Origin of the sequence: Nocardia sp. NPDC058658 (genome assembly GCF_042716665.1) — a bacterium.
In the GTDB taxonomy this organism is placed as follows: Bacteria; Actinomycetota; Actinomycetes; order Mycobacteriales; family Mycobacteriaceae; genus Nocardia.
Window position 1 is genome coordinate 111,088 of record NZ_JBHXRR010000010.1, and the last position, 18,322, is coordinate 129,409.

General features: G+C 67.2%; 16 protein-coding genes. 8 read left to right on the plus strand and 8 right to left on the minus strand.

Annotated elements, in window-relative coordinates:
* The first annotated feature begins 184 nt into the window (after positions 1–184).
* Positions 185–1,663, plus strand: a complete 1,479-nt coding sequence (gene rpsA, locus ACFWUP_RS17020) for a 30S ribosomal protein S1 (RefSeq protein ID WP_379235224.1) — start codon at positions 185–187, stop codon at positions 1,661–1,663.
* A 332-nt stretch (positions 1,664–1,995) separates the two neighbouring features.
* On the opposite strand, the gene ACFWUP_RS17025 is transcribed toward rpsA, so the two are convergent.
* Positions 1,996–2,214, minus strand: coding sequence for a hypothetical protein (locus ACFWUP_RS17025; protein ID WP_379235226.1), 219 nt, complete (start codon positions 2,212–2,214; stop codon positions 1,996–1,998).
* A gap of 148 nt (positions 2,215–2,362) precedes the next feature.
* Here ACFWUP_RS17025 and coaE point away from each other — a divergent pair, with 148 nt between their 5' ends.
* Complete coding sequence (gene coaE, locus ACFWUP_RS17030) at positions 2,363–3,565, plus strand: dephospho-CoA kinase (protein ID WP_379235228.1); 1,203 nt, start codon at positions 2,363–2,365, stop codon at positions 3,563–3,565.
* Between the two features lie 120 nt (positions 3,566–3,685).
* A complete protein-coding gene (locus tag ACFWUP_RS17035) occupies positions 3,686–4,117 on the plus strand; it encodes a hypothetical protein (RefSeq protein WP_379235230.1) in 432 nt (143 codons plus the stop codon).
* Positions 4,118–4,169: 52 nt separating this feature from the next.
* Here ACFWUP_RS17035 and ACFWUP_RS17040 read toward each other — a convergent pair whose 3' ends face one another.
* Positions 4,170–4,694 carry a DUF402 domain-containing protein gene (locus ACFWUP_RS17040; RefSeq protein ID WP_379235232.1) on the minus strand — a complete coding sequence of 175 codons (525 nt, stop codon included), beginning with the start codon at positions 4,692–4,694 and terminating at the stop codon, positions 4,170–4,172.
* A 91-nt stretch (positions 4,695–4,785) separates the two neighbouring features.
* On the opposite strand from ACFWUP_RS17040, the gene uvrB reads away from it, so the two are divergent.
* Positions 4,786–6,963, plus strand: a complete 2,178-nt coding sequence (uvrB, locus tag ACFWUP_RS17045; protein ID WP_379235234.1) for an excinuclease ABC subunit UvrB — start codon at positions 4,786–4,788, stop codon at positions 6,961–6,963.
* Between the two features lie 113 nt (positions 6,964–7,076).
* On the opposite strand, the gene ACFWUP_RS17050 is transcribed toward uvrB, so the two are convergent.
* Positions 7,077–7,544, minus strand: coding sequence for a VOC family protein (locus tag ACFWUP_RS17050; protein ID WP_379235236.1), 468 nt, complete (start codon positions 7,542–7,544; stop codon positions 7,077–7,079).
* 62 nt (positions 7,545–7,606) lie between these two features.
* On the opposite strand from ACFWUP_RS17050, the gene ACFWUP_RS17055 reads away from it, so the two are divergent.
* Positions 7,607–8,437 carry a helix-turn-helix domain-containing protein gene (locus ACFWUP_RS17055; RefSeq protein ID WP_379235238.1) on the plus strand — a complete coding sequence of 277 codons (831 nt, stop codon included), beginning with the start codon at positions 7,607–7,609 and terminating at the stop codon, positions 8,435–8,437.
* Between the two features lie 312 nt (positions 8,438–8,749).
* Positions 8,750–9,202 carry a universal stress protein gene (locus ACFWUP_RS17060; protein ID WP_379235240.1) on the plus strand — a complete coding sequence of 151 codons (453 nt, stop codon included), beginning with the start codon at positions 8,750–8,752 and terminating at the stop codon, positions 9,200–9,202.
* Positions 9,203–9,256: 54 nt separating this feature from the next.
* On the opposite strand, the gene ACFWUP_RS17065 is transcribed toward ACFWUP_RS17060, so the two are convergent.
* The 3 genes from ACFWUP_RS17065 to ACFWUP_RS17075 are packed head-to-tail and all read right to left on the minus strand — an operon-like array spanning position 9,257 to position 13,273.
* The gene (locus ACFWUP_RS17065) at positions 9,257–11,542 is read right to left on the minus strand and encodes a HelD family protein (protein ID WP_379235242.1); all 2,286 of its coding nucleotides are present in this window, start codon (positions 11,540–11,542) and stop codon (positions 9,257–9,259) included.
* A 44-nt stretch (positions 11,543–11,586) separates the two neighbouring features.
* Positions 11,587–11,922: an antibiotic biosynthesis monooxygenase family protein gene (locus ACFWUP_RS17070; protein ID WP_379235244.1), complete on the minus strand. Its 336-nt coding sequence runs from the start codon at positions 11,920–11,922 to the stop codon at positions 11,587–11,589.
* 13 nt (positions 11,923–11,935) lie between these two features.
* On the minus strand, positions 11,936–13,273 hold the full coding sequence (locus tag ACFWUP_RS17075; protein WP_379235246.1) for a diguanylate cyclase domain-containing protein: 1,338 nt from the start codon (positions 13,271–13,273) through the stop codon (positions 11,936–11,938).
* A 134-nt stretch (positions 13,274–13,407) separates the two neighbouring features.
* Here ACFWUP_RS17075 and ACFWUP_RS17080 point away from each other — a divergent pair, with 134 nt between their 5' ends.
* Positions 13,408–14,553 carry a beta-ketoacyl synthase N-terminal-like domain-containing protein gene (locus ACFWUP_RS17080; RefSeq protein ID WP_379235423.1) on the plus strand — a complete coding sequence of 382 codons (1,146 nt, stop codon included), beginning with the start codon at positions 13,408–13,410 and terminating at the stop codon, positions 14,551–14,553.
* 74 nt (positions 14,554–14,627) lie between these two features.
* Here the strand turns inward: ACFWUP_RS17080 and ACFWUP_RS17085 are convergent, their stop codons facing one another.
* Positions 14,628–16,451, minus strand: coding sequence for a GAF domain-containing sensor histidine kinase (locus ACFWUP_RS17085; RefSeq protein WP_379235248.1), 1,824 nt, complete (start codon positions 16,449–16,451; stop codon positions 14,628–14,630).
* Positions 16,452–16,590: 139 nt separating this feature from the next.
* Here ACFWUP_RS17085 and ACFWUP_RS17090 point away from each other — a divergent pair, with 139 nt between their 5' ends.
* Positions 16,591–17,373 carry a hypothetical protein gene (locus tag ACFWUP_RS17090; protein WP_379235250.1) on the plus strand — a complete coding sequence of 261 codons (783 nt, stop codon included), beginning with the start codon at positions 16,591–16,593 and terminating at the stop codon, positions 17,371–17,373.
* A 4-nt stretch (positions 17,374–17,377) separates the two neighbouring features.
* On the opposite strand, the gene ACFWUP_RS17095 is transcribed toward ACFWUP_RS17090, so the two are convergent.
* Entirely contained in the window at positions 17,378–18,010 is a 633-nt protein-coding gene (locus tag ACFWUP_RS17095) for a response regulator transcription factor (protein ID WP_056824462.1), read from the minus strand.
* Positions 18,011–18,322: the final 312 nt, after the last annotated feature.

The following is an 18,322-nucleotide window of genomic DNA, read 5'->3' on the forward strand; positions in this document are numbered from 1 at the left end:
CTCCGCGCCGGTCGCGTACGCTGATGCACGCTGTAGAGGGACGCTGAATTCGATCAGCGGCAAGTGCGACGGTCCGTGCGATACTTTACCGGTATCCCTTCGTCGCGTCGTCGCGGTGATTCGCAGCGTACCGAAAGATCCAATGTCCGCAACCGACCACAATCCGTCCGGAGCAAACCCACATATGCCCACCACCGTCACCTCGCCGCAGGTAGCCATTAACGATATTGGCTCCGCCGAGGACTTCCTGGCCGCCATCGACGCAACGATCAAGTACTTCAACGATGGCGACATCGTCGAAGGCACCATCGTCAAGGTCGATCGTGACGAGGTCCTGCTGGACATCGGTTACAAGACCGAAGGCGTCATCCCCTCCCGCGAGCTCTCCATCAAGCACGACGTCGACCCCAACGAGGTCGTTTCCGTGGGCGACGCGGTCGAGGCTCTTGTCCTCACCAAGGAGGACAAAGAAGGCCGCCTGATCCTGTCCAAGAAGCGGGCGCAGTACGAGCGCGCGTGGGGCACGATCGAGGAGCTCAAGGAGAAGGACGAGGCCGTCAAGGGCACCGTCATCGAGGTCGTCAAGGGCGGCCTGATCCTCGACATCGGCCTCCGTGGCTTCCTGCCCGCCTCGCTCGTCGAGATGCGTCGTGTCCGCGACCTCCAGCCGTACGTCGGCAAGGAGATCGAGGCCAAGATCATCGAGCTCGACAAGAACCGCAACAACGTGGTCCTGTCGCGTCGCGCCTGGCTCGAGCAGACCCAGTCCGAGGTCCGCAGCGAATTCCTGCACCAGCTCCAGAAGGGCCAGGTCCGCAAGGGCGTCGTGTCCTCCATCGTCAACTTCGGTGCCTTCGTGGACCTGGGCGGCGTCGACGGCCTGGTGCACGTCTCCGAGCTGTCCTGGAAGCACATCGACCACCCGTCCGAGGTTGTCGAGGTCGGCAACGAGGTCACCGTCGAGGTTCTCGACGTCGATCTGGACCGCGAGCGCGTCTCCCTGTCGCTCAAGGCGACCCAGGAAGACCCGTGGCGTCAGTTCGCCCGGACTCACGCCATCGGCCAGATCGTGCCCGGCAAGGTCACCAAGCTGGTTCCCTTCGGTGCCTTCGTGCGCGTCGAAGAGGGCATCGAGGGCCTGGTCCACATCTCCGAGCTGGCCGAGCGCCACGTCGAGGTCCCGGACCAGGTTGTGGCCGTCGGCGACGACGCCATGGTCAAGGTCATCGACATCGACCTCGAGCGTCGTCGTATCTCGCTGTCGCTGAAGCAGGCGAACGAGGACTACAACGCCGAGTTCGACCCGTCGAAGTACGGCATGGCCGACAGCTACGACGATGCGGGCAACTACATCTTCCCCGAAGGCTTCGACCCCGACACCAACGAGTGGCTCGACGGGTTCGACAAGCAGCGTGAAGAGTGGGAAGGCCGTTACGCCGAGGCCGAGCGTCGCCACAAGATGCACACTGCTCAGATGGAGAAGATGGCAGCCGACGCTGCCGCCGAGGCCGCCGCTGGTGGTCCCGTCGCGGGCAACTACTCCTCCGAGACCGGTGGCGCCGCTCCTGCGTCCACCTCCGGTCCGGCCGAGACCACGGGCGGCTCGCTGGCCAGCGATGCCCAGCTCGCGGCTCTGCGGGAGAAGCTCTCCGGCAACGCCTGATTCAGCGCTGACGCCTGAATCGACAACTGCAGTACCGAAGGCCCTGGTCCACACGGACCGGGGCCTTCGGCCTTTTCGGGCCGTCGACCTTTTCGCGGACACGACCGCCCTTCGTCGGCTTTCGGACAAAGGGTGGGTTCGACGACGGGTGAATGTCGATAGCGGTGGCTACGTCGGGCGCCAGCGATGGGCCCGCCGCGTTGAGTCACGTCGACGTAGCGAACCTCAGGGCGACGCCGGGCGCTGACCAGTTCATGACCTGGACTCGGCGCGCCGAACGTCCGGTCGAGAGTGAGTGCGCAATGAGCTCGCGACGGTGCCGGGCGAACCGATCAGTTCGCGGCAGCGGCGGTGGGCGACCAGTAAGCGGCGGCCATGCTCGGCCGTTTGCGCATCGCGGCGAAGCTGTGTCTGGCGGGGGAGAGCAGGGTGGCGAACCAGGAGCGCTGGTATTCGGCCAAAGTCGCTGCTACAGCGGGGAATTCGATGCAGTGCACACCGCCGGGCATGCCGAGGCGGTGGCGAGCCGCGCGGTGGTTCCTGGTACCCATGATCATCCTCCGGTGGTCGTGCGGTCTCTCTCGCCTCGGCGAAGATTAGTCCACGCGACGCGCCCGGTTCGGGACCTTCCGCCCTTGCCTGCGTGGGCGTGTCGCGGTAGGTGCCCCGACCCGGCGGCCGGGATGCGAGACTGGGCCCATGTTGCGGATCGGCCTCACCGGAGGCATGGGAGCGGGTAAGTCCACAGTGGCGCGGACACTGGTCGAGCTCGGAGCGGTACTCGTCGACTCCGACGCGATCGCCCGCGAGGTCGTCGCGCCGGGTACGCCGGGGCTGGCCGCGTTGGTCGAGGAGTTCGGCGAGGCAATCCTGAGCCCCGACGGGAGCCTGGACCGGCCCGCGCTGGCCGCGATCGCCTTCGCCGACGATGTCTCGCGGGGCAAGCTCAACGCGATCACCCACCCGCTGGTCGGTGCCCGCACCGCGGAGTTGATCGGGGATGCCGCCGCGGATGCCGTTGTGGTGCAGGATGTTCCGTTGCTGGTGGAGAACGGGCTGGCGCCGCTGATGCAGCTCGTAGTGGTGGTCGGCGCCGAAGAGGAGACCCGGCTGCGCAGGCTCGTCGAACACCGAGGGGTGGCCGAGGCCGATGCACGGGTGCGGATCGCCGCGCAGGCCACCGACGAGCAGCGTCGCGCGGTCGCCGATGTGTGGCTGGACAACAACGGTGCGCCAGAAAAGGTGCAGGAGCAGGTTCGTCGGCTGTGGGAGCAGCGGCTGGTGCCGTTCGAACGCAATCAGCGCGAGGGCATTCGCGCGCGCGCCGAGTACCGCCTCGTCACCGATCCGGAGTGGGATGTGCAGGCGCGCAGGATCATCGCGCGACTGCATCTCGCCTGCGGTGCGTCGGCGGTGCGCATCGACCACGTCGGGTCGACCGCGGTGCATGGCCTGCCCGCCAAGGACATCATCGATATCCAGGTGACGGTCGCCGACCTGACGACCGCCGAATCGCTGGCCGACGCGCTGACGGCGGCCGGATTCCCCCTGGCTGAGCAAGTGACGCACGACAATCCGAAGCCGACCCCGGGCGACCCCGACGGCACCGACCTCGCGCTGTGGGGAAAACGCCTGCACGGCAACGCCGATCCCGGCCGACCGGCCAATATCCATCTGCGCGTGCAGGATTCGCCGGGACAGCGGTTCGCGCTCGACCTGCGGGACTGGTTGCGAGCCACCGACAGCGCCCGGGCGGAGTACCTGGCCGTCAAGCGTGGGGCCGAGATCGCCGCGGCGGATCTGGCCGTCGACGCGGCCGGTGAGGCCTACTACGGGGTGAAGGAACCGTGGTTCGACGCGGTCTATCCCGTGGTCACCGAGTGGGCCCGCGCCCGCGCGTGAACCGGATACCAATCTGTTAAACATTGATGTTTCGGAAACTGTCCGCGCGCCGTGCTGCCCTGTGTAAGTTGTGCGAAGTCACTACACGGTGACTCGATTCACAGGGAAGTTGTAGCGCGTATGACAACACATCACCGTCAGTTCGGCCGTGCGGGCTTCGGCATCACCGCACTCGGCGCCGTCGCCGCCACCATCGTGCTCGCCGCTCCGCAGGCCTCGGCCTGGGTCGGCAATCTCGGCGTGGCCGGAACCGACCACAAGGTCGGTTGTAGCTACAAGCTGACCGCGAGCGTCGAGGTCGACCGACTGACCTCGGTGAAGTTCACCGACAACGGCCAGGACATCCCGGGCAGCCCGGTGTCGCCGTCGCTGCTGTCGGGCACGGTGAGCATCACGTGGAAGCCGACCACAGCGGGCCAGCACAAGCTCGAGGCGCGTCAGCTGCTGATCAGCGACTCGATCACGGTCACCGTCGGCGAGGCGGGCAACACCGGCAGCGCGTCGTGCGGCGGCGGGCTCGCGGATCTGTTCCCGAGCCTGTCGGCCGGCTGATCCGAGCTGTTCGAACCGCCCGTACCCGCGTGGGTGCGGGCGGTTCGTCGTTTCAGCGCCAGGTCAGCGTCATGCCGAGGGTGGCCAGCCAGTCCTCGAAGTTGTAGCCGTTGGCGGCGATGCCGTCGACCGCGACGGTCGCGTTCTCGATCGCGGTCTGACAGTGCGCGGAATCGAGCAGGCCCGCCGAGTGGGCGGCCATCAGTTCGTCGACGTCCACGAGGCGGACATCGCGTCCGGTGCGCACGAGCAGGTCCAGGTAGTGGTCGACCCCTTTGATCAGCGTCGGCGACTCCCAGGTGAACGCGCCGACGTCGACATAGACGTCCTGCCACTTCTCGATGCCGGGGTTGTAGTGCAGTTTCGAGGCCCGCAAGGACAGCTCGGGCAGAATCCACGACTCCAGGTAGTGGAAGCTCACGTGATCGGAGTGGCGCCCCATGTACACCCCCCACGGCTGTTCGCGGTAGATCTCCACCGGCCGCACGAAACCCTTGGGGTCGGTGTTCGTCTGAGCCGCGACGTCGAAGTACTCGACCTTGGGTGGATGCACGTGCACGGTGGATGCCTGCGTCATGAGGGCAGAATCTACCGGCTGTGGGCCGGGTCCGCGCCCGAGGACTTTCGCCGGACCCGAATGTGTCAGTGGTCGCGCCTAAGCTGGATCCATGGCATTTGCGACCGAGATCCCGACGGAAGGGTACGAAGACCGGGGGCACCCGCTCGCCCATTCCGAACACCGGCCCGTCGGCACGATCGAGCGTACGGGCGCCCGATTCGAGGTGGTCAGCGAGTATTCGCCCGCAGGCGACCAGCCCGCGGCCATCGCCGAGCTCGAACGCCGGGTGAACGCGGGGGAGAAGGACGTCGTCCTGCTCGGCGCCACCGGTACCGGTAAGTCCGCGACCACCGCGTGGCTGATCGAGAAGCTGCAGCGGCCCACGCTGGTGATGGCCCCGAACAAGACCCTCGCCGCGCAGTTGGCCAACGAACTGCGCGAGATGTTGCCCAACAACGCGGTCGAGTACTTCGTCTCGTACTACGACTACTACCAACCCGAGGCCTACATCGCTCAGACCGATACCTACATCGAGAAGGACAGCTCGATCAACGACGACGTCGAGCGGTTGCGGCACTCGGCGACCTCGAGTCTGCTCTCGCGTCGCGATGTCGTGGTGGTCGCGTCGGTGTCGTGCATCTACGGTCTCGGCACTCCGCAGTCGTACCTGGATCGGTCGGTGCAGCTCGAGGTCGGCGGCGAGATCGACCGCGACGCGTTGCTGCGGCTGCTCGTCGACGTGCAGTACACCCGCAACGACATGGCGTTCACCCGTGGCTCGTTCCGGGTGCGCGGCGACACCGTAGAGATCATCCCGTCCTACGAGGAGCTGGCGATCCGCATCGAGTTCTTCGGTGACGAGATCGAGGCGCTGTACTACCTGCACCCACTCACCGGTGATGTTGTGCGACAGGTCGATTCGGCCCGCATCTTCCCGGCCACCCACTATGTGGCGGGGCCGGAGCGGATGGAGCGGGCGGTCGCCGATATCGAAGCCGAGCTGGCCGCGCGGCTGGAGGAATTCGAGCGCCAGGGCAAGCTGCTGGAAGCGCAGCGGTTGCGCATGCGCACCGAATACGACCTGGAGATGATCCGTCAGGTCGGGTTCTGCTCGGGCATCGAGAACTATTCGCGTCACATCGACGGGCGTCCGGCCGGTTCGGCGCCTGCCACGCTGCTCGACTACTTCCCCGACGATTTCCTGCTGGTGATCGACGAATCGCACGTCACGGTGCCGCAGATCGGCGGCATGTTCGAAGGTGACATGTCGCGCAAGCGCAACCTTGTCGATTTCGGCTTCCGGCTGCCCTCTGCCGTCGACAACCGCCCACTGACCTGGGAAGAGTTCGCCGGGCGGATCGGTCAGGCGGTGTATCTGTCGGCGACGCCCGGCAACTACGAGCTGGGTCAGGTCGGCGGTGAGGTGGTCGAGCAGGTCATTCGCCCGACCGGCCTGGTCGATCCGAAAGTCGTGGTCAAGCCCACCAAGGGCCAGATCGACGACCTCGTGCACGAGATTCGGGAGCGCTCCGAGCGCAACGAGCGGGTCTTGGTCACCACGCTCACCAAGAAGATGTCCGAGGACCTCACCGACTACCTGCTCGGCCTCGGCGTGAAGGTCCGGTACCTGCACTCCGAGATCGACACGCTGCGCCGCGTCGAACTGCTCCGGCAGTTGCGCCTGGGCGAATACGACGTGCTGGTCGGCATCAACCTGCTGCGCGAGGGCCTCGACCTGCCCGAGGTCTCCCTGGTCGCGATTCTCGACGCCGACAAGGAAGGTTTCCTGCGATCGAGCACCAGCCTCATCCAGACCATCGGCCGCGCCGCGCGCAACGTGTCCGGTGAAGTGCACATGTACGCGGACAAGATCACCGACTCGATGAAGCACGCGATCGAGGAGACCGACCGTCGCCGGGCCAAGCAGATCGCCTACAACACCGAACACGGCCTCGACCCGCAGCCACTGCGCAAGAAGATCGCCGACATCCTCGATCAGGTGTACACGGAGGCCGAGGACGAGGTGGCCGTCGGCGGTTCGGGCCGCAATGCCAGCCGTGGCAGACGCGCCCAAGGTGAGCCGGGGCGGGCCAGCGCGGGCATCTACGCCGAACGTGACGTGAAGTCGATGCCACGGGCCGAATTGGCGGCCCTGGTCACCGAACTCACCGCGCAGATGATGAACGCGGCCCGCGAACTGCAGTTCGAGCTGGCGGGCCGATTACGCGACGAGATCGCCGACCTGAAGAAGGAGCTGCGCGGCATGGACGCCGCGGGGCTGTCCTGACCATGCCCTCGTCATGGGAGTTGAGCCGCCTCGCACCCGAGCTACCTGCCGGATCACGGACATGCTGCTCGGATGCGAGGGTCGCGCGGTCGGTGAGCGAATCTCGTGCGTGGCTAAGCCTGCTCGGCCATCCAGACGGCGACGCGGCGGTCGGCTTCCTCTCTGGAGACGTCCTCGACGCGGGTGATCACCGCCCAGCGGTGGCCGAACGGGTCGATCACCACGCCGAAGCGGTCGCCGGTGACGAAGGTCTGCGGCTCCTCGGCGCTGCGGGCACCGAGTTCGAGCGCGCGGGCGATCACCGCGTCCACATCGGGGCAGTAGTGCACCACCGAGGTGTGCACCCAGTCCTGCGGTGCGCGAACGTTGTTTTCGGGGATGGGCATTCCGAGCTGCAGGGTGGAATCGCCGATGAGCAGTTCGGCGTGCGCGGTCTGACCGTCGGGCAGGTCGGCTCGGCTGAGCAGCTTCGCGTCGAAGACCGCGGTGTAGAAGTCGATGGCCGCGTTGGCGTCCGGCACGGCCAGGAAACAGGTGATGGAGTGGTAGCCCTCCGGAACGGGCGCAACGGTATTGGTCATGACTACGATCCTGCGCGGTCGTGGACGGTCGGTCTTGTAAGAACGCGACAGATCGGCCGGCGATGACGGCGGCGCCGGAACTCGATGATGTGAAAGGCATTCTGCACCCGGGCGAGCAGGCCAGGCACCGGTCGCTGACCAGGCTCGGGGTCGGGCCCGCGCTGGCCGAGTTCGCGGACCGGTACTGGGTGGTGCGGTGGGATCTGCGCGGTCGGCCCAGCTATTCGGCGCAGGTGCTGTCGTTTCCGTGCGTGAATGTCACCTTCGAACGCAGCACCACCCGCACCGGCGGGTTCGTCAACGGTGTGTGCACGACGAAATATGTGCGCGAGCTCGCCCAAGAGGGCGAGACCTTCGGAATCCGGTTCACTCCAGGCGGTTTCGGTGCCTTCACCGGTATGGATGTCGGTGCGCTGCGCGATGACTCGGCCCCGCTGACGGCGGTGCTGCCCGAGGCGCAGGGACTGGCCGAACGGGTGCTGGCCGAACCTTCCGACGAGCGAAGGCGCGACGTCGTCGAAGAGTTCTTCGCAGGCCGGGGTCGCGCCGACGACCCGCAGTACGCACTGGTGACGCGCATCGTCACCGCGATGGCCGACGATCCGGAGCTGACCAGGGTGGACCAGGTGACCGATCGTTTCGCGATCCCGATCCGCACCTTGCAACGCCTGTTCCGCCGCTACGTCGGTGCAGGCCCGAAATGGGTGCTGTGCCGGTTCCGGCTGCAGGACGCGGCCGACCTGCTCGCCCACGGTCGCCCCGATCTCGCGGTACTGGCCGCCGATCTCGGTTATTTCGACCAGGCGCATTTCAGCCGCGAATTCACCGCCGAGATCGGGATGTCACCGACGGAATATGCCCGCACCGCGCAGGCGGTCCCCACCGCACGGTGATCGCGCGGACGGATTCTGCGGGCGGGGTGAATTCTGCGGCGGATGTGACCAAAGTCCCAGTCGCACTGCATTGTTGATTGTGTTGTGATAGGCCACAGTTTCCTTGACCTGCGATCTTGTCGCCGCAGGTAGATGTTCTCGATTGTCGCGAAGACCACCGTGATAGCGAGTGCGGGCGCCAACACTCCCGGTGTGATCTATTGCGATTTTTCGATAAATCGGCCGGATTTGGCGTTAAGGTCGAGCCAATTGCCGCGCTGACGCTCGATTCCCGAGTGGTTCGGTGCTGGCACCGACCAAGTTGGAGGAGAGATGACCGCCTACCGGACCATTGTCGTCGGTACTGATGGCTCGGATTCGTCGTACGTGGCAGTGGAAAAGGCCGCGGCGCTCGCCGGGGCCGCGGAGGCAACCCTCGTGCTTGCCTGCGCCTACTTCCCGACCGACGACCGCGATGTCGCCGCCGCCGCCGATGTACTCAAGGACGAGGCCTACCAGGTCCGTGGCTCGGCCCCGACCAACGAAATCCTGCTCGTCGCCCGGGAGAAGGCCATCGCCGCCGGCGCGAAGAACATCGTCGACCGCGCGATCGTCGGCGAGCCGGTCGATTCGCTGCTCGACCTCGTCAAGGAAGTGGACGCCGACCTGCTCGTCGTCGGTAACCGAGGCCTCAACACCCTCACCGGCCGCCTGCTCGGCTCCGTCCCCTCGGACGTGGCCCGCAAGTCCCGTTCCGATGTCCTGATCGTGCACACGGTGCGCTAGTTCGAGATCGACGAAGGCCCCTGATCACCACCGATCAGGGGCCTTCTTCGCGTCTCAGGACAGCGAGGACAGCACCTCGGGGAGCTCCTCGGTGTGCACCACCGACAGGCGCTGGGTCGCGCGGGTCAGGGCGACGTAGAGGTCGTTGAGGCCGCGGGGGGACTCGTCCAGGATCGCCTGCGGTTCCACCAGGTACACGCGGTCGAACTCGAGGCCCTTGGCGTCGTGGACGGTGAGCACCTGCACGGATTCGCCTGCCAGCGAGGACAATTCGGGTACCAGGGCCGCGGGCGCGAGAACCGCTGAGGTGCCGGGACCGTTCTCGGCTTCGAGCAACCGCGCGACCTCGCCGAGAACGGCGGCGGGCGACACGCGGTAGGCGCGTGGGGGATTGCCGGTCTCGCGCACCGAACGCGGCACCGACGTCTCGGGATCGATCGCGGCGAGTACGTCGGCCGCGACCGCCATGATCTCGGCGGGGGTGCGGTAGTTCACCGTGAGCTCGGTGAGCTTCCAGCGTTTGGCCACGTAGGGTTCCAGCACCCGCTGCCACGACGACGCGCCCGCCGGATCACCGGTCTGGGCCACATCGCCGACGACGGTGATCCAGCGATTAGGGATGCGCCGCATCACCATTCGCCAGGCCATCTCCGAAAGTTCCTGTGCCTCATCGACGATCACGTGCCCGTAGGTCCAGGTGCGGTCGCCCGCGGCGCGTTCGGCGGTGGTCTGGCGGTTGGTGAACTGCTGACGCTGGGCCAGCTGGGAGGCGTCGATCAGGTCGTAGGCCATCAGGATCTCGGGGTCGAGTTCGTCCTCGATGTCCTGCGGCGCGGAACCGGTGAGGATGTCGAGGGCGTCCTGGGCCTCCTCGATCTGGGCCCGCCAGCGGCGGCGTGAGCGTTCGCGTTCCTCGCTGTCGTCGACACCGAGCAGTTCGGCCAGCTCGTCGAGCAGCGGGGCGTCGGCCGCGCCGAAGGTGCCGTCATCGGAACGCACCAGTTCGGCCCGGTCCTCGGGGCTCAGGGTCTTGCCGGCGCGGTCGAGGCGGGCGGGGTCGGCGAGCAGGTCGGCGAGCACGTCCTGGGGCGAGAGCACCGGCCACAGCGCGCTGATCGCCGCCTGCACCTGCGGGTCGGCGCGCATCTCGTCGCCGATCTCGGTGAGGTCGGCGGAGCTGAGCAGGCTCGTGCCGCCGGACAGGTCCGAGCCCATGGTCGCGGCGAGCTGATCGGTCAGCGCGTCGATCACCGACGACGCGAAGATCGGCCTTGCCAGGTTGTGCGGGCGTCGCGAGGAGCGGGCCCGGCCGCGCGCCCGGGTGGCGATCTTGCGGTCCAGGGTCACCGGATAGCCGTCGAAAGCCAGCCGAACCGGCTCGGACGGCACAACCTGGCGGTCGCGCACCGCCTGCTTGAGCACCTCGAGCATGTCCAGGGAGCCCTTGATCTCGCCGGCGCGCAGCGAGTCCTCGCGCACCGCCTTCACGCCCGGGTACAGGTCGCCGATGGTCGACAGCAGCACGCCGGTCTCACCGAGCGAGGGCAGCACCTGACCGATGTAGTCGAGGAAGGTGGCGTTCGGTCCGATGATCAGCACACCGGCCTTGGCCAGCTGCTGACGGTAGGTGTAGAGCAGGAACGCCGCGCGGTGCAGCGCGACCGCGGTCTTGCCGGTGCCCGGCCCGCCCTGCACCACGAGCACGCTCTTGTGCTCGGAGCGGATGATCGCGTCCTGCTCGCTCTGGATCGTCTCGACGATGTCGTTCATGTGCCCGGTGCGGGCGGCATTGAGCGCCGCCAGCAGCGCGCTCTCGCCGCCGACGCCGTCGTCGGTGCCGACCGCACCGTCGCGGCGGGCGGTGTCGAGGTCGAGGTACTCGTCGTTGATCGCGGTCACCGCGCGGTTGCGCGAGCGGATGTGCCTGCGGCGGGTGACGTCCTCGGGGTTGGCGGTGGTGGCCAGGTAGAAGGGCCGGGCCATCGGTGCGCGCCAGTCGAGCAGCAGCGGCTCGTAGTCGTTGTCCTCGTCGAGGATGCCGAGCCTGCCGATGTAGCGCGGCTGTTCGTCGGTGCCGTCGAGGTCGATCCGGCCGAAGCACAGGCCGTGCTCAGCGGCGTCGTATTTGGACAGGTCCTCGCTGTAGAGCTGGGTGAACGACTCGCGCTCACTGCGCGCCTGCGGTGTGCCGTCGGCTTCGAGCAGCACGGTCTTGAGCCGGTTCTGCGCGTAGTCGCGCATACCGTCGAGCCGGTCGTAGAGCACCGAGAGGTACTTCTGTTCCTGTTCGATCTCGCGGTTGTGCGCGGCCGGGGAGGCGTCGGCAGGGCGGTCGGGCAAAACAGGACTCCTTTGTCACCGCGTTGAGAACAAGGTTGTCGAGTCTACGTGGCCGCGGGCCGGGTCGCCGCGAGCGGGAAGACTTCGTCGCCGAGAACCGGGGTGAAGTGTTCGACCACCGGGAAAGGCTCATAGAAGTGGTGTAACAGCGCACGCCAGCGCTGATATTCCGGCGACTCGCGGAATCCCACCGTGTGGTCGGCCAACTGCTCCCAGCGCACCAGCAGCAGATACTCATCGGGCCGCTCGACGCACCGCGACAACGACAACCCGCCGAAGCCGGGCATTCCCGCGATGATCGGATACGCCTGCGCGAAGGCTGCTTCGAAAGCTGTTGCGGCACCGGGGCGTACGGGCAACAGCGCGTGCTCGACTATCACGCCGACCAGTCTGTCAGGAGGCGTGGGTGTTGTTCGAGCGTCGATTCTGACCGAGACCGAGGTCACGATGCTTCGACGGCTTGTCGCGGTACATCGCCAGGTCGGCGTCGTGCAGCACGGCCTCGGGCGTGCGATGTTCGTGCGGGCCGAGTTCGGTGATGCCCACCGAGGCGCTCACTTCCAGGCGGTGACCGCTGGCGATGATCGGTTCCGACATCGTGACCCGCAGCCGCTCCACCAGCGCGGGCAAGTCCGCGCGCTGCGGATGCCCGGCCAGCAGCACCAGGAACTCGTCGCCACCGAGTCGCCCCACCAGGTCTTCGCTGCGCAGCGCCTGCTGCAAACGCTGGGCGACGATCTGCAGCACGGTGTCGCCGATGGCGTGTCCGAGGGTGTCGTTGATCGCCTTGAACCCGTCGAGGTCGATGAACAGCACCGTGGTGACCAGGGTGCCGCCCTCGTCGGCCAGCGCTGCGGACAGTTGCGACAGGATCAGCGAGCGATTCGCCAGCCCGGTCAGCGCGTCGTGGGTGGCCTGGTATTCGAGCTGGCGCTTGCTGGCCCGGAACGCGGTGATATCGGCGAAGGACGACACTCCGGCCGAATCCGGGCTGCCGGGGTTGAGCAGCCGGCAATTGCAGGACAGCCACACCTGCTGCCCGTCGGCGCGGTCGACACCGAACACGAACTGGGTGATCGCTTTGCCGGTCGCGAGCGTGTGCGCCATCGGATGCTCGCCGGGTGGCAGCGGCTGCCCGTCGCGGTCGACCATCGCCATCGGCAGATCGTCGATGAGACGCCCGAGCACCTGCTCGGTGTCGTCGAGGCCGAGGATCCGTTTGCCCGCCGGGTTGATCGATTCCAGGCGACCACGCCGATCGACGACGAGCACCCCCTCTTCCAGCTGTGACACCACGGTCGTGAAATACGCCTCGGCCTGGCGCGCGGACGCCTCGGCGGCGCGCTGGGCGGTGAGATCGTGCACCACCACCTGGAACGCGAGTTTCTCCTGCCACACCGTCAGCACCGAGACGGTCTGCACCGGCACCGTGCGCCCGTCGACCCGGACCAGATCCATCTCGGTGGGCGGCGAGGCCGAGCCCTCCTCGATGAGCTGGTCGATCCGTTCGAGCATCGGCGCCACGGAGTCGGGGTGCACGAAGGTGGTGATCGACAAGCCCAGCAGTTCCTCGGCCGAACGCGCGCCGAGCAGGCGCACCATGGCCGGATTGACGTAGACGATGGTCCCGGACTCGTGCACGCAGATGGCATCGGGAGTGTGTTCGACCAGCGACCGGTAGCGCTGCGCGAGCTGCTCGGCGCTCGCCGCGTCGGTCTGTCCTTCTCCCACTGCGAAAACCCCCGATCTGGGCCTGGTCTGCGATCGGCATACCGGACTAGTCTGGTGATCCTTCATGAATATCCGCAAGGAGCGATGTGACATCGGATGTGCTCACGGGCGGCATGGCCCACCCCCTCGATTCTATGTCGATCGCCGGGATAGGTGTCGTCTCCGGTTACGGGTGGGGCCGCGAATCTTTGTGGCAGGGACTGATGGGGGGCAAACCGGCGGCCCGTTTGTACCCCGGTTACGGGCCGGGACGCGATGAACACGCCTGGGTCGGGCGGATCCCGGACGGCGGTGACCCGGCGTACGGAACCGGTCTGTTCGGGCGTGCCGTGCATGCCGCGGCCACCGAGGCGATCGCCGACGCGCAGGCACGGGGGTGGCGGCGAGCGGGTCGCACCGTCGGGCTCGTCCACGCGTTCACCTTGGGGGATGTGGCCGATTGGCGAGATTTCTACGTTCGCGACGACGGCCATCGGCGCTCGCGCGACTATCTGCGGATGCTGCCGTCGACGCCCATCTCGGTGGTGATGCAGGAGTTCGATTTCCACGGGCCCGCGATGAACGTGTCGGCGGCCTGCAGTTCGGGCAATGTCGGCCTGCTGACCGCGAAAATGTGGCGTGACGCGGGTCTGGTCGATGATGTGTTGTGCGTCACGACCGACCTCTCGGCCACCCCGGAGATGCTCGAACACTTCGTCGGCCTCGGTGCCGCGGTCGCCGACGCCGACCCGTTCACCGCCTGTCGGCCCTTCCAGGCGGACACGCTCGGCTTCACCATGGCCGAGGCGTCGGTCGCGATGCTGCTGACCGATGCCGCCGAACTGCCGTACGCGCGGGTCCTCGGCGGCGCGATGACCAACGACGCTTTCCATGTCGTCTCGATGGATCCCACCCACGCCCAGATCATCGCCTGCGTGGAGCGGGCGCTGACCAATGCCGGGTTCGAAGCAGGCGACGTGGCGTATTTCAACGCGCACGGGACCGGCACTCGACAGTGTGACGCCGCCGAACGTGATGTGATCAGCACCGTCTTCGACGACCGCCCCGCTGTCACCGCGCTCAAACCGCTCACCGGTCACTGTCAAGGTGCCTGTGCCGCAGTCGAAGTCGCCGCGATCGCGCTGTCATACGAGCACGGCATCGCAGCCTCGGCGCCGATCGTGGCCCCCGCGCATCCGCGCCTGCTCGACGGTCCTACCCCGATGCTCGACGGCCCGACCCTGAAGTTGTCCATGGGCATGGGAGGCAACAACGCCGCGCTGATCCTGGCCAAGGCCTGACCCTGTTTCTTGCATGGGAGGCAATAACGCCGCGCTGATCCTGGCCAAGGCCTGACAGCCGGGACGGCCTGAGGTCAGTCCTCGCCGGATTCGGGTCCGCCTGCGAGGGCGAACCCACCGGTCGTCGGCGCGTCCTGGGGGAGCGGCACCGCCCAGCGCAGCTGCGTGCCCGACATCTCGGGATGGTTGCCGTCGGCATCGGGACGCTTGGCCGGACCGATCTCGAAGCGTCCACCCGCCTCCTGCGCGCGCTGTTCGAGATTGCGCAGCCCGCTGCGGATGACGTGGTTCGGGATGCCCCACCCGTTGTCGGACACCGTGATCACCAGATCGTCGGCCACCTCGATCACGATCGCGACGGTGTCGGCCCCGGAGTGGCGCACCGCGTTGCTCACCGCTTCGCGCACCACCGCCTCGGCGTGGTCGGCCAGTTGCGGATCGAGCACCGACAGCGGGCCCGACACCTGGATCGTCGCGCGCAGGGCGATGTCGGCGGTCTGGCGCCGGATCGCCACCTCGAGGCGCTGCTGCAGCCCTTCGCTGTGCCCGGAGCCGCTGGCGTGCAGATCGAAGATGGAGGTGCGGATCTCCTGCACCACTTCCTGTAGGTCCATGATCACCGTCGAAAGCCGTTGCCGCACTTCGGGAACCACCGCTTTGGGCATGGTCGCCTGCACGGTGAGGCCGATCGCGAACAGGCGCTGGATCACGTGATCGTGCAGGTCGCGGGCGATCCGGTCGCGGTCGGCGACGAGGTCGAGTTCGCGCATGCGCCGCTGCGCGTCGGCCAAGCGCACCGCCAGCGCGGCCTGGTCGCAGAACGCCGCTGTCAGTTCCAGCATTTCGTCGGTGTACGGGGCGAATCCCGGTGGACGCACGGTCACCAGCACGCCCAGCGTCGCGTCCGAAGTACACAGCGGCAGCACCAGAACCGGTCCGGCGCCGGGTAATTCGGCGCCGGGGAAGTCCACGCCGAGGGTGATCTTCGCGGCGTCGTCGTAGCGCAGCGGCGTCCGTCTGGTGAACGCCTCGCCCATCGCGGTGCCCGCGATCGGCACCGTCTGCCAATCCTGCCCGGCGTCGGGTCCGGTCCACTGCGTGATCACCAGTTCGGCGATCTCGCCGGGTAATTCGTCGGGAACGGGCACCGACGCCAGGAACGCTTGATGCGAACCGGTCAACTTGCGCGCGTGATCGACCACATGGGCGAGGACCCGATCGGATTCGGTGCCCGCCAGGAACTCCGTCGCGATATCGCGGGTCGCCTCGATCCAGGCCTGCCTGGTGCGCGCCTGTTCGTAGAGTTGGGCGTTGTCGACCGCGATGCCCGCCGCGGCCGCCAGCGCCAGCACCAGCACCTCGTCCTCTTCGGTGAAGGGCTGGCCGTTGGATTTCTCGGTGAGATAGAGACTGCCGAAGACCTTGTCCCGAATGCGTACCGGCACACCGAGAAACGTGCGCATCAGCGGATGGCCCTTGGGGAATCCGACCGCGGCGGGATGGGCGGTGACGTCGTCCAGGCGCAGCGGCGCGTTCTCCGCGTAGACCGGGTCGAGCACGCCGAGGCCGATCGGTACTTCCTTGATCCGTTCCCGCAGGTGTTCGGGAATGCCCTCGTCGATGAACTGCGCGACCTGCTGATCGTGGCCGCGCACGGCGAGGCCGCCGTAGCGCGCGTCGACCAGATTCATCGCGGTGCGCACGATCGCGTGCAGGGTCTCGTCGAGATCGAGGCCCGCGGTCACCGTGAGCATGGCCTCGACGAGGCCGTCCATCCGATCGTGCGAGCCGATCATGACCTCGACCCGATCCGCCACTTCGCCCAGCAGTGTCCGTAGCCGCTGCTCCGAGACCGTCCGACCCGCCGAATTGCGGTCGGTCCGACCGTCATTCGCCATCGCAGTATCCCGTCGTCGCAGCTCCCTGTGTGAGTCGAAACCGAGTCTAGTCCGCAATGAGGGGACTTTCGGCCCTTCACTCGCACCGACGGTAGTGGTGGCATAGGGCACCGGGAAATGGGATCGAGAAGTGGGGCACATGATGAATTCGTTGTCGAGCACCCAGCACTGGACGACCGCAGCGGACCCCGAGCTCGCCGTGACCACGTGCGGCGAAGTGCCGGCTCAGGACGTCACCCGCGCTGTTCGCGCTATCACCCGCGTCATGCGCAGGCATCACCTCGACAGTCCGGCCAGGGTGCGCGTCACCGCGCCGCAGGGTTACGACGAACCGACCCTGGTGCAGGCCAACATTCGTACCAACGACACCCTCACCCGAGTACAGGTCACCGGCCCCGGCGGTTTCGCGGTGACATTCGCCGCCGAGCGGCTCGACCGTCAGCTCGCCCGTCGCGCAGGCAAGGAAGCGCGCGGCGCGTGGCCGGATCCGGCCCGTCGTCCGCTGGCCCAGATCACCGAGACGCGTCCGATCATCCGCCGCAAGGACTGTGCCCTGATGACCGGCACCCCGCTGGAAGCCAGCACCGTCCTTGACGCGATGGACTACGACGCCTACCTGTTCACCGACGCCGACAGCGGCGAGGACGCCATCGTCACCTGGGCCGACCCGCACGGTGTCGCCCTGGCCAGGCAGCGGCTCACCACCGCGCCGGGTGCGTCGGCCGAGCTGCCGCTGACCGCGAGCGCGATGCCGGTGCGGGTGGTGCAGGACGCGGCTCCCGTCTTCGCCGAGGACGAGGCCTCCGATGCGTTGTGCACCGCCGGGCTGCCCTACCTGTTCTTCACCGACAGCCACACCGGCCGAGGGAACCTGCTCTACCGCCGCTATGACGGGGACCTCACCATCGTCGTTCCCTCCTGAGCCCTCACGGCTCCCGCAGTTTCGTCGCCAGGACGGCGGCCTGGGTGCGACGCTCGACACCCAGTTTCGCCAGCAGGCGCGACACATAGTTCTTGACCGTCTTTTCCGCGAGGAACATGCGCGCGGCGATCTGCCGGTTGGTCAGGCCCTCGCCGAGCAGTTCGAGCAGCCGACGTTCCTGGTCGGTGAGCCCGGCCAGCGGCCCGGAGGGTTCGGCGCTGCGGCGCAGCCGGGCGCGCAGGGCGTCGGCGGCGCGGGTGTCGAGCAGCGAATGGCCCGCGCCGACCTGTTTGATCGCGTCGGCCAGTTTCATTCCGTCGATGTTCTTCACGACATATCCGCTGGCACCGGCCAGGATGGCGTCGAGCATGGCGTGCTCGTCGGAGAACGAGGTCAGGATCAGGCAGTGCAGGTCGTCGAACTCGGCCAGGAGGTTGCGGCACAGTTCGATGCCGTTGCCGTCGGGTAACCGCACGTCCAGGACCGCGACGTCCGGGCGGGCCTCGCGAATGCGCACCATCGCCTCGGCGACACCGCCTGCCTGACCGATCACAGTGAGTTCTGGATCACCTTCCAGGAGGTCGATCAGCCCGCGCCGGACGATTTCGTGGTCATCGACCAGGAACACCTCGAGCACGTCGGCTCCTTCATCATGTCGAACGATTCCCACCTGCCGTCAAACATAATCCGCATACGTGAAATCGCGGGCGTAGAACGAAAACTCGACTACAACGACCCGACCTCGAGGAGGGTCCGCCGCGCAGCGGCGGTTCGCGGCCGTCCCGCTGTTGCGGCGCCGTTGCGAGGCGACGAAGGAGCAAGCAACGGTGCCGCAACAGCGGGACACAAGGGGCCGCGAACTCGAGCGCGCCAGCGCTCCAAGATTTCTGTCGGACCCCACGCCTAGCATTGTCAGCGGGGGAATATGTCCGGTCGGCGGATGACGATG

Bases quoted from the DNA above. Each gene is read 5' to 3' on its own strand.
- rpsA (WP_379235224.1), top strand. From the start codon at position 185: ATGCCCACCACCGTCACCTCGCCGCAGGTAGCCATTAACGATATTGGC.
- ACFWUP_RS17025 (WP_379235226.1), bottom strand. From the start codon at position 2,214: ATGGGTACCAGGAACCACCGCGCGGCTCGCCACCGCCTCGGCATGCCC.
- coaE (WP_379235228.1), top strand. From the start codon at position 2,363: ATGTTGCGGATCGGCCTCACCGGAGGCATGGGAGCGGGTAAGTCCACA.
- ACFWUP_RS17035 (WP_379235230.1), top strand. From the start codon at position 3,686: ATGACAACACATCACCGTCAGTTCGGCCGTGCGGGCTTCGGCATCACC.
- ACFWUP_RS17040 (WP_379235232.1), bottom strand. From the start codon at position 4,694: ATGACGCAGGCATCCACCGTGCACGTGCATCCACCCAAGGTCGAGTAC.
- uvrB (WP_379235234.1), top strand. From the start codon at position 4,786: ATGGCATTTGCGACCGAGATCCCGACGGAAGGGTACGAAGACCGGGGG.
- ACFWUP_RS17050 (WP_379235236.1), bottom strand. From the start codon at position 7,544: ATGACCAATACCGTTGCGCCCGTTCCGGAGGGCTACCACTCCATCACC.
- ACFWUP_RS17055 (WP_379235238.1), top strand. From the start codon at position 7,607: ATGACGGCGGCGCCGGAACTCGATGATGTGAAAGGCATTCTGCACCCG.
- ACFWUP_RS17060 (WP_379235240.1), top strand. From the start codon at position 8,750: ATGACCGCCTACCGGACCATTGTCGTCGGTACTGATGGCTCGGATTCG.
- ACFWUP_RS17080 (WP_379235423.1), top strand. From the start codon at position 13,408: ATGTCGATCGCCGGGATAGGTGTCGTCTCCGGTTACGGGTGGGGCCGC.
- ACFWUP_RS17085 (WP_379235248.1), bottom strand. From the start codon at position 16,451: ATGGCGAATGACGGTCGGACCGACCGCAATTCGGCGGGTCGGACGGTC.
- ACFWUP_RS17090 (WP_379235250.1), top strand. From the start codon at position 16,591: ATGATGAATTCGTTGTCGAGCACCCAGCACTGGACGACCGCAGCGGAC.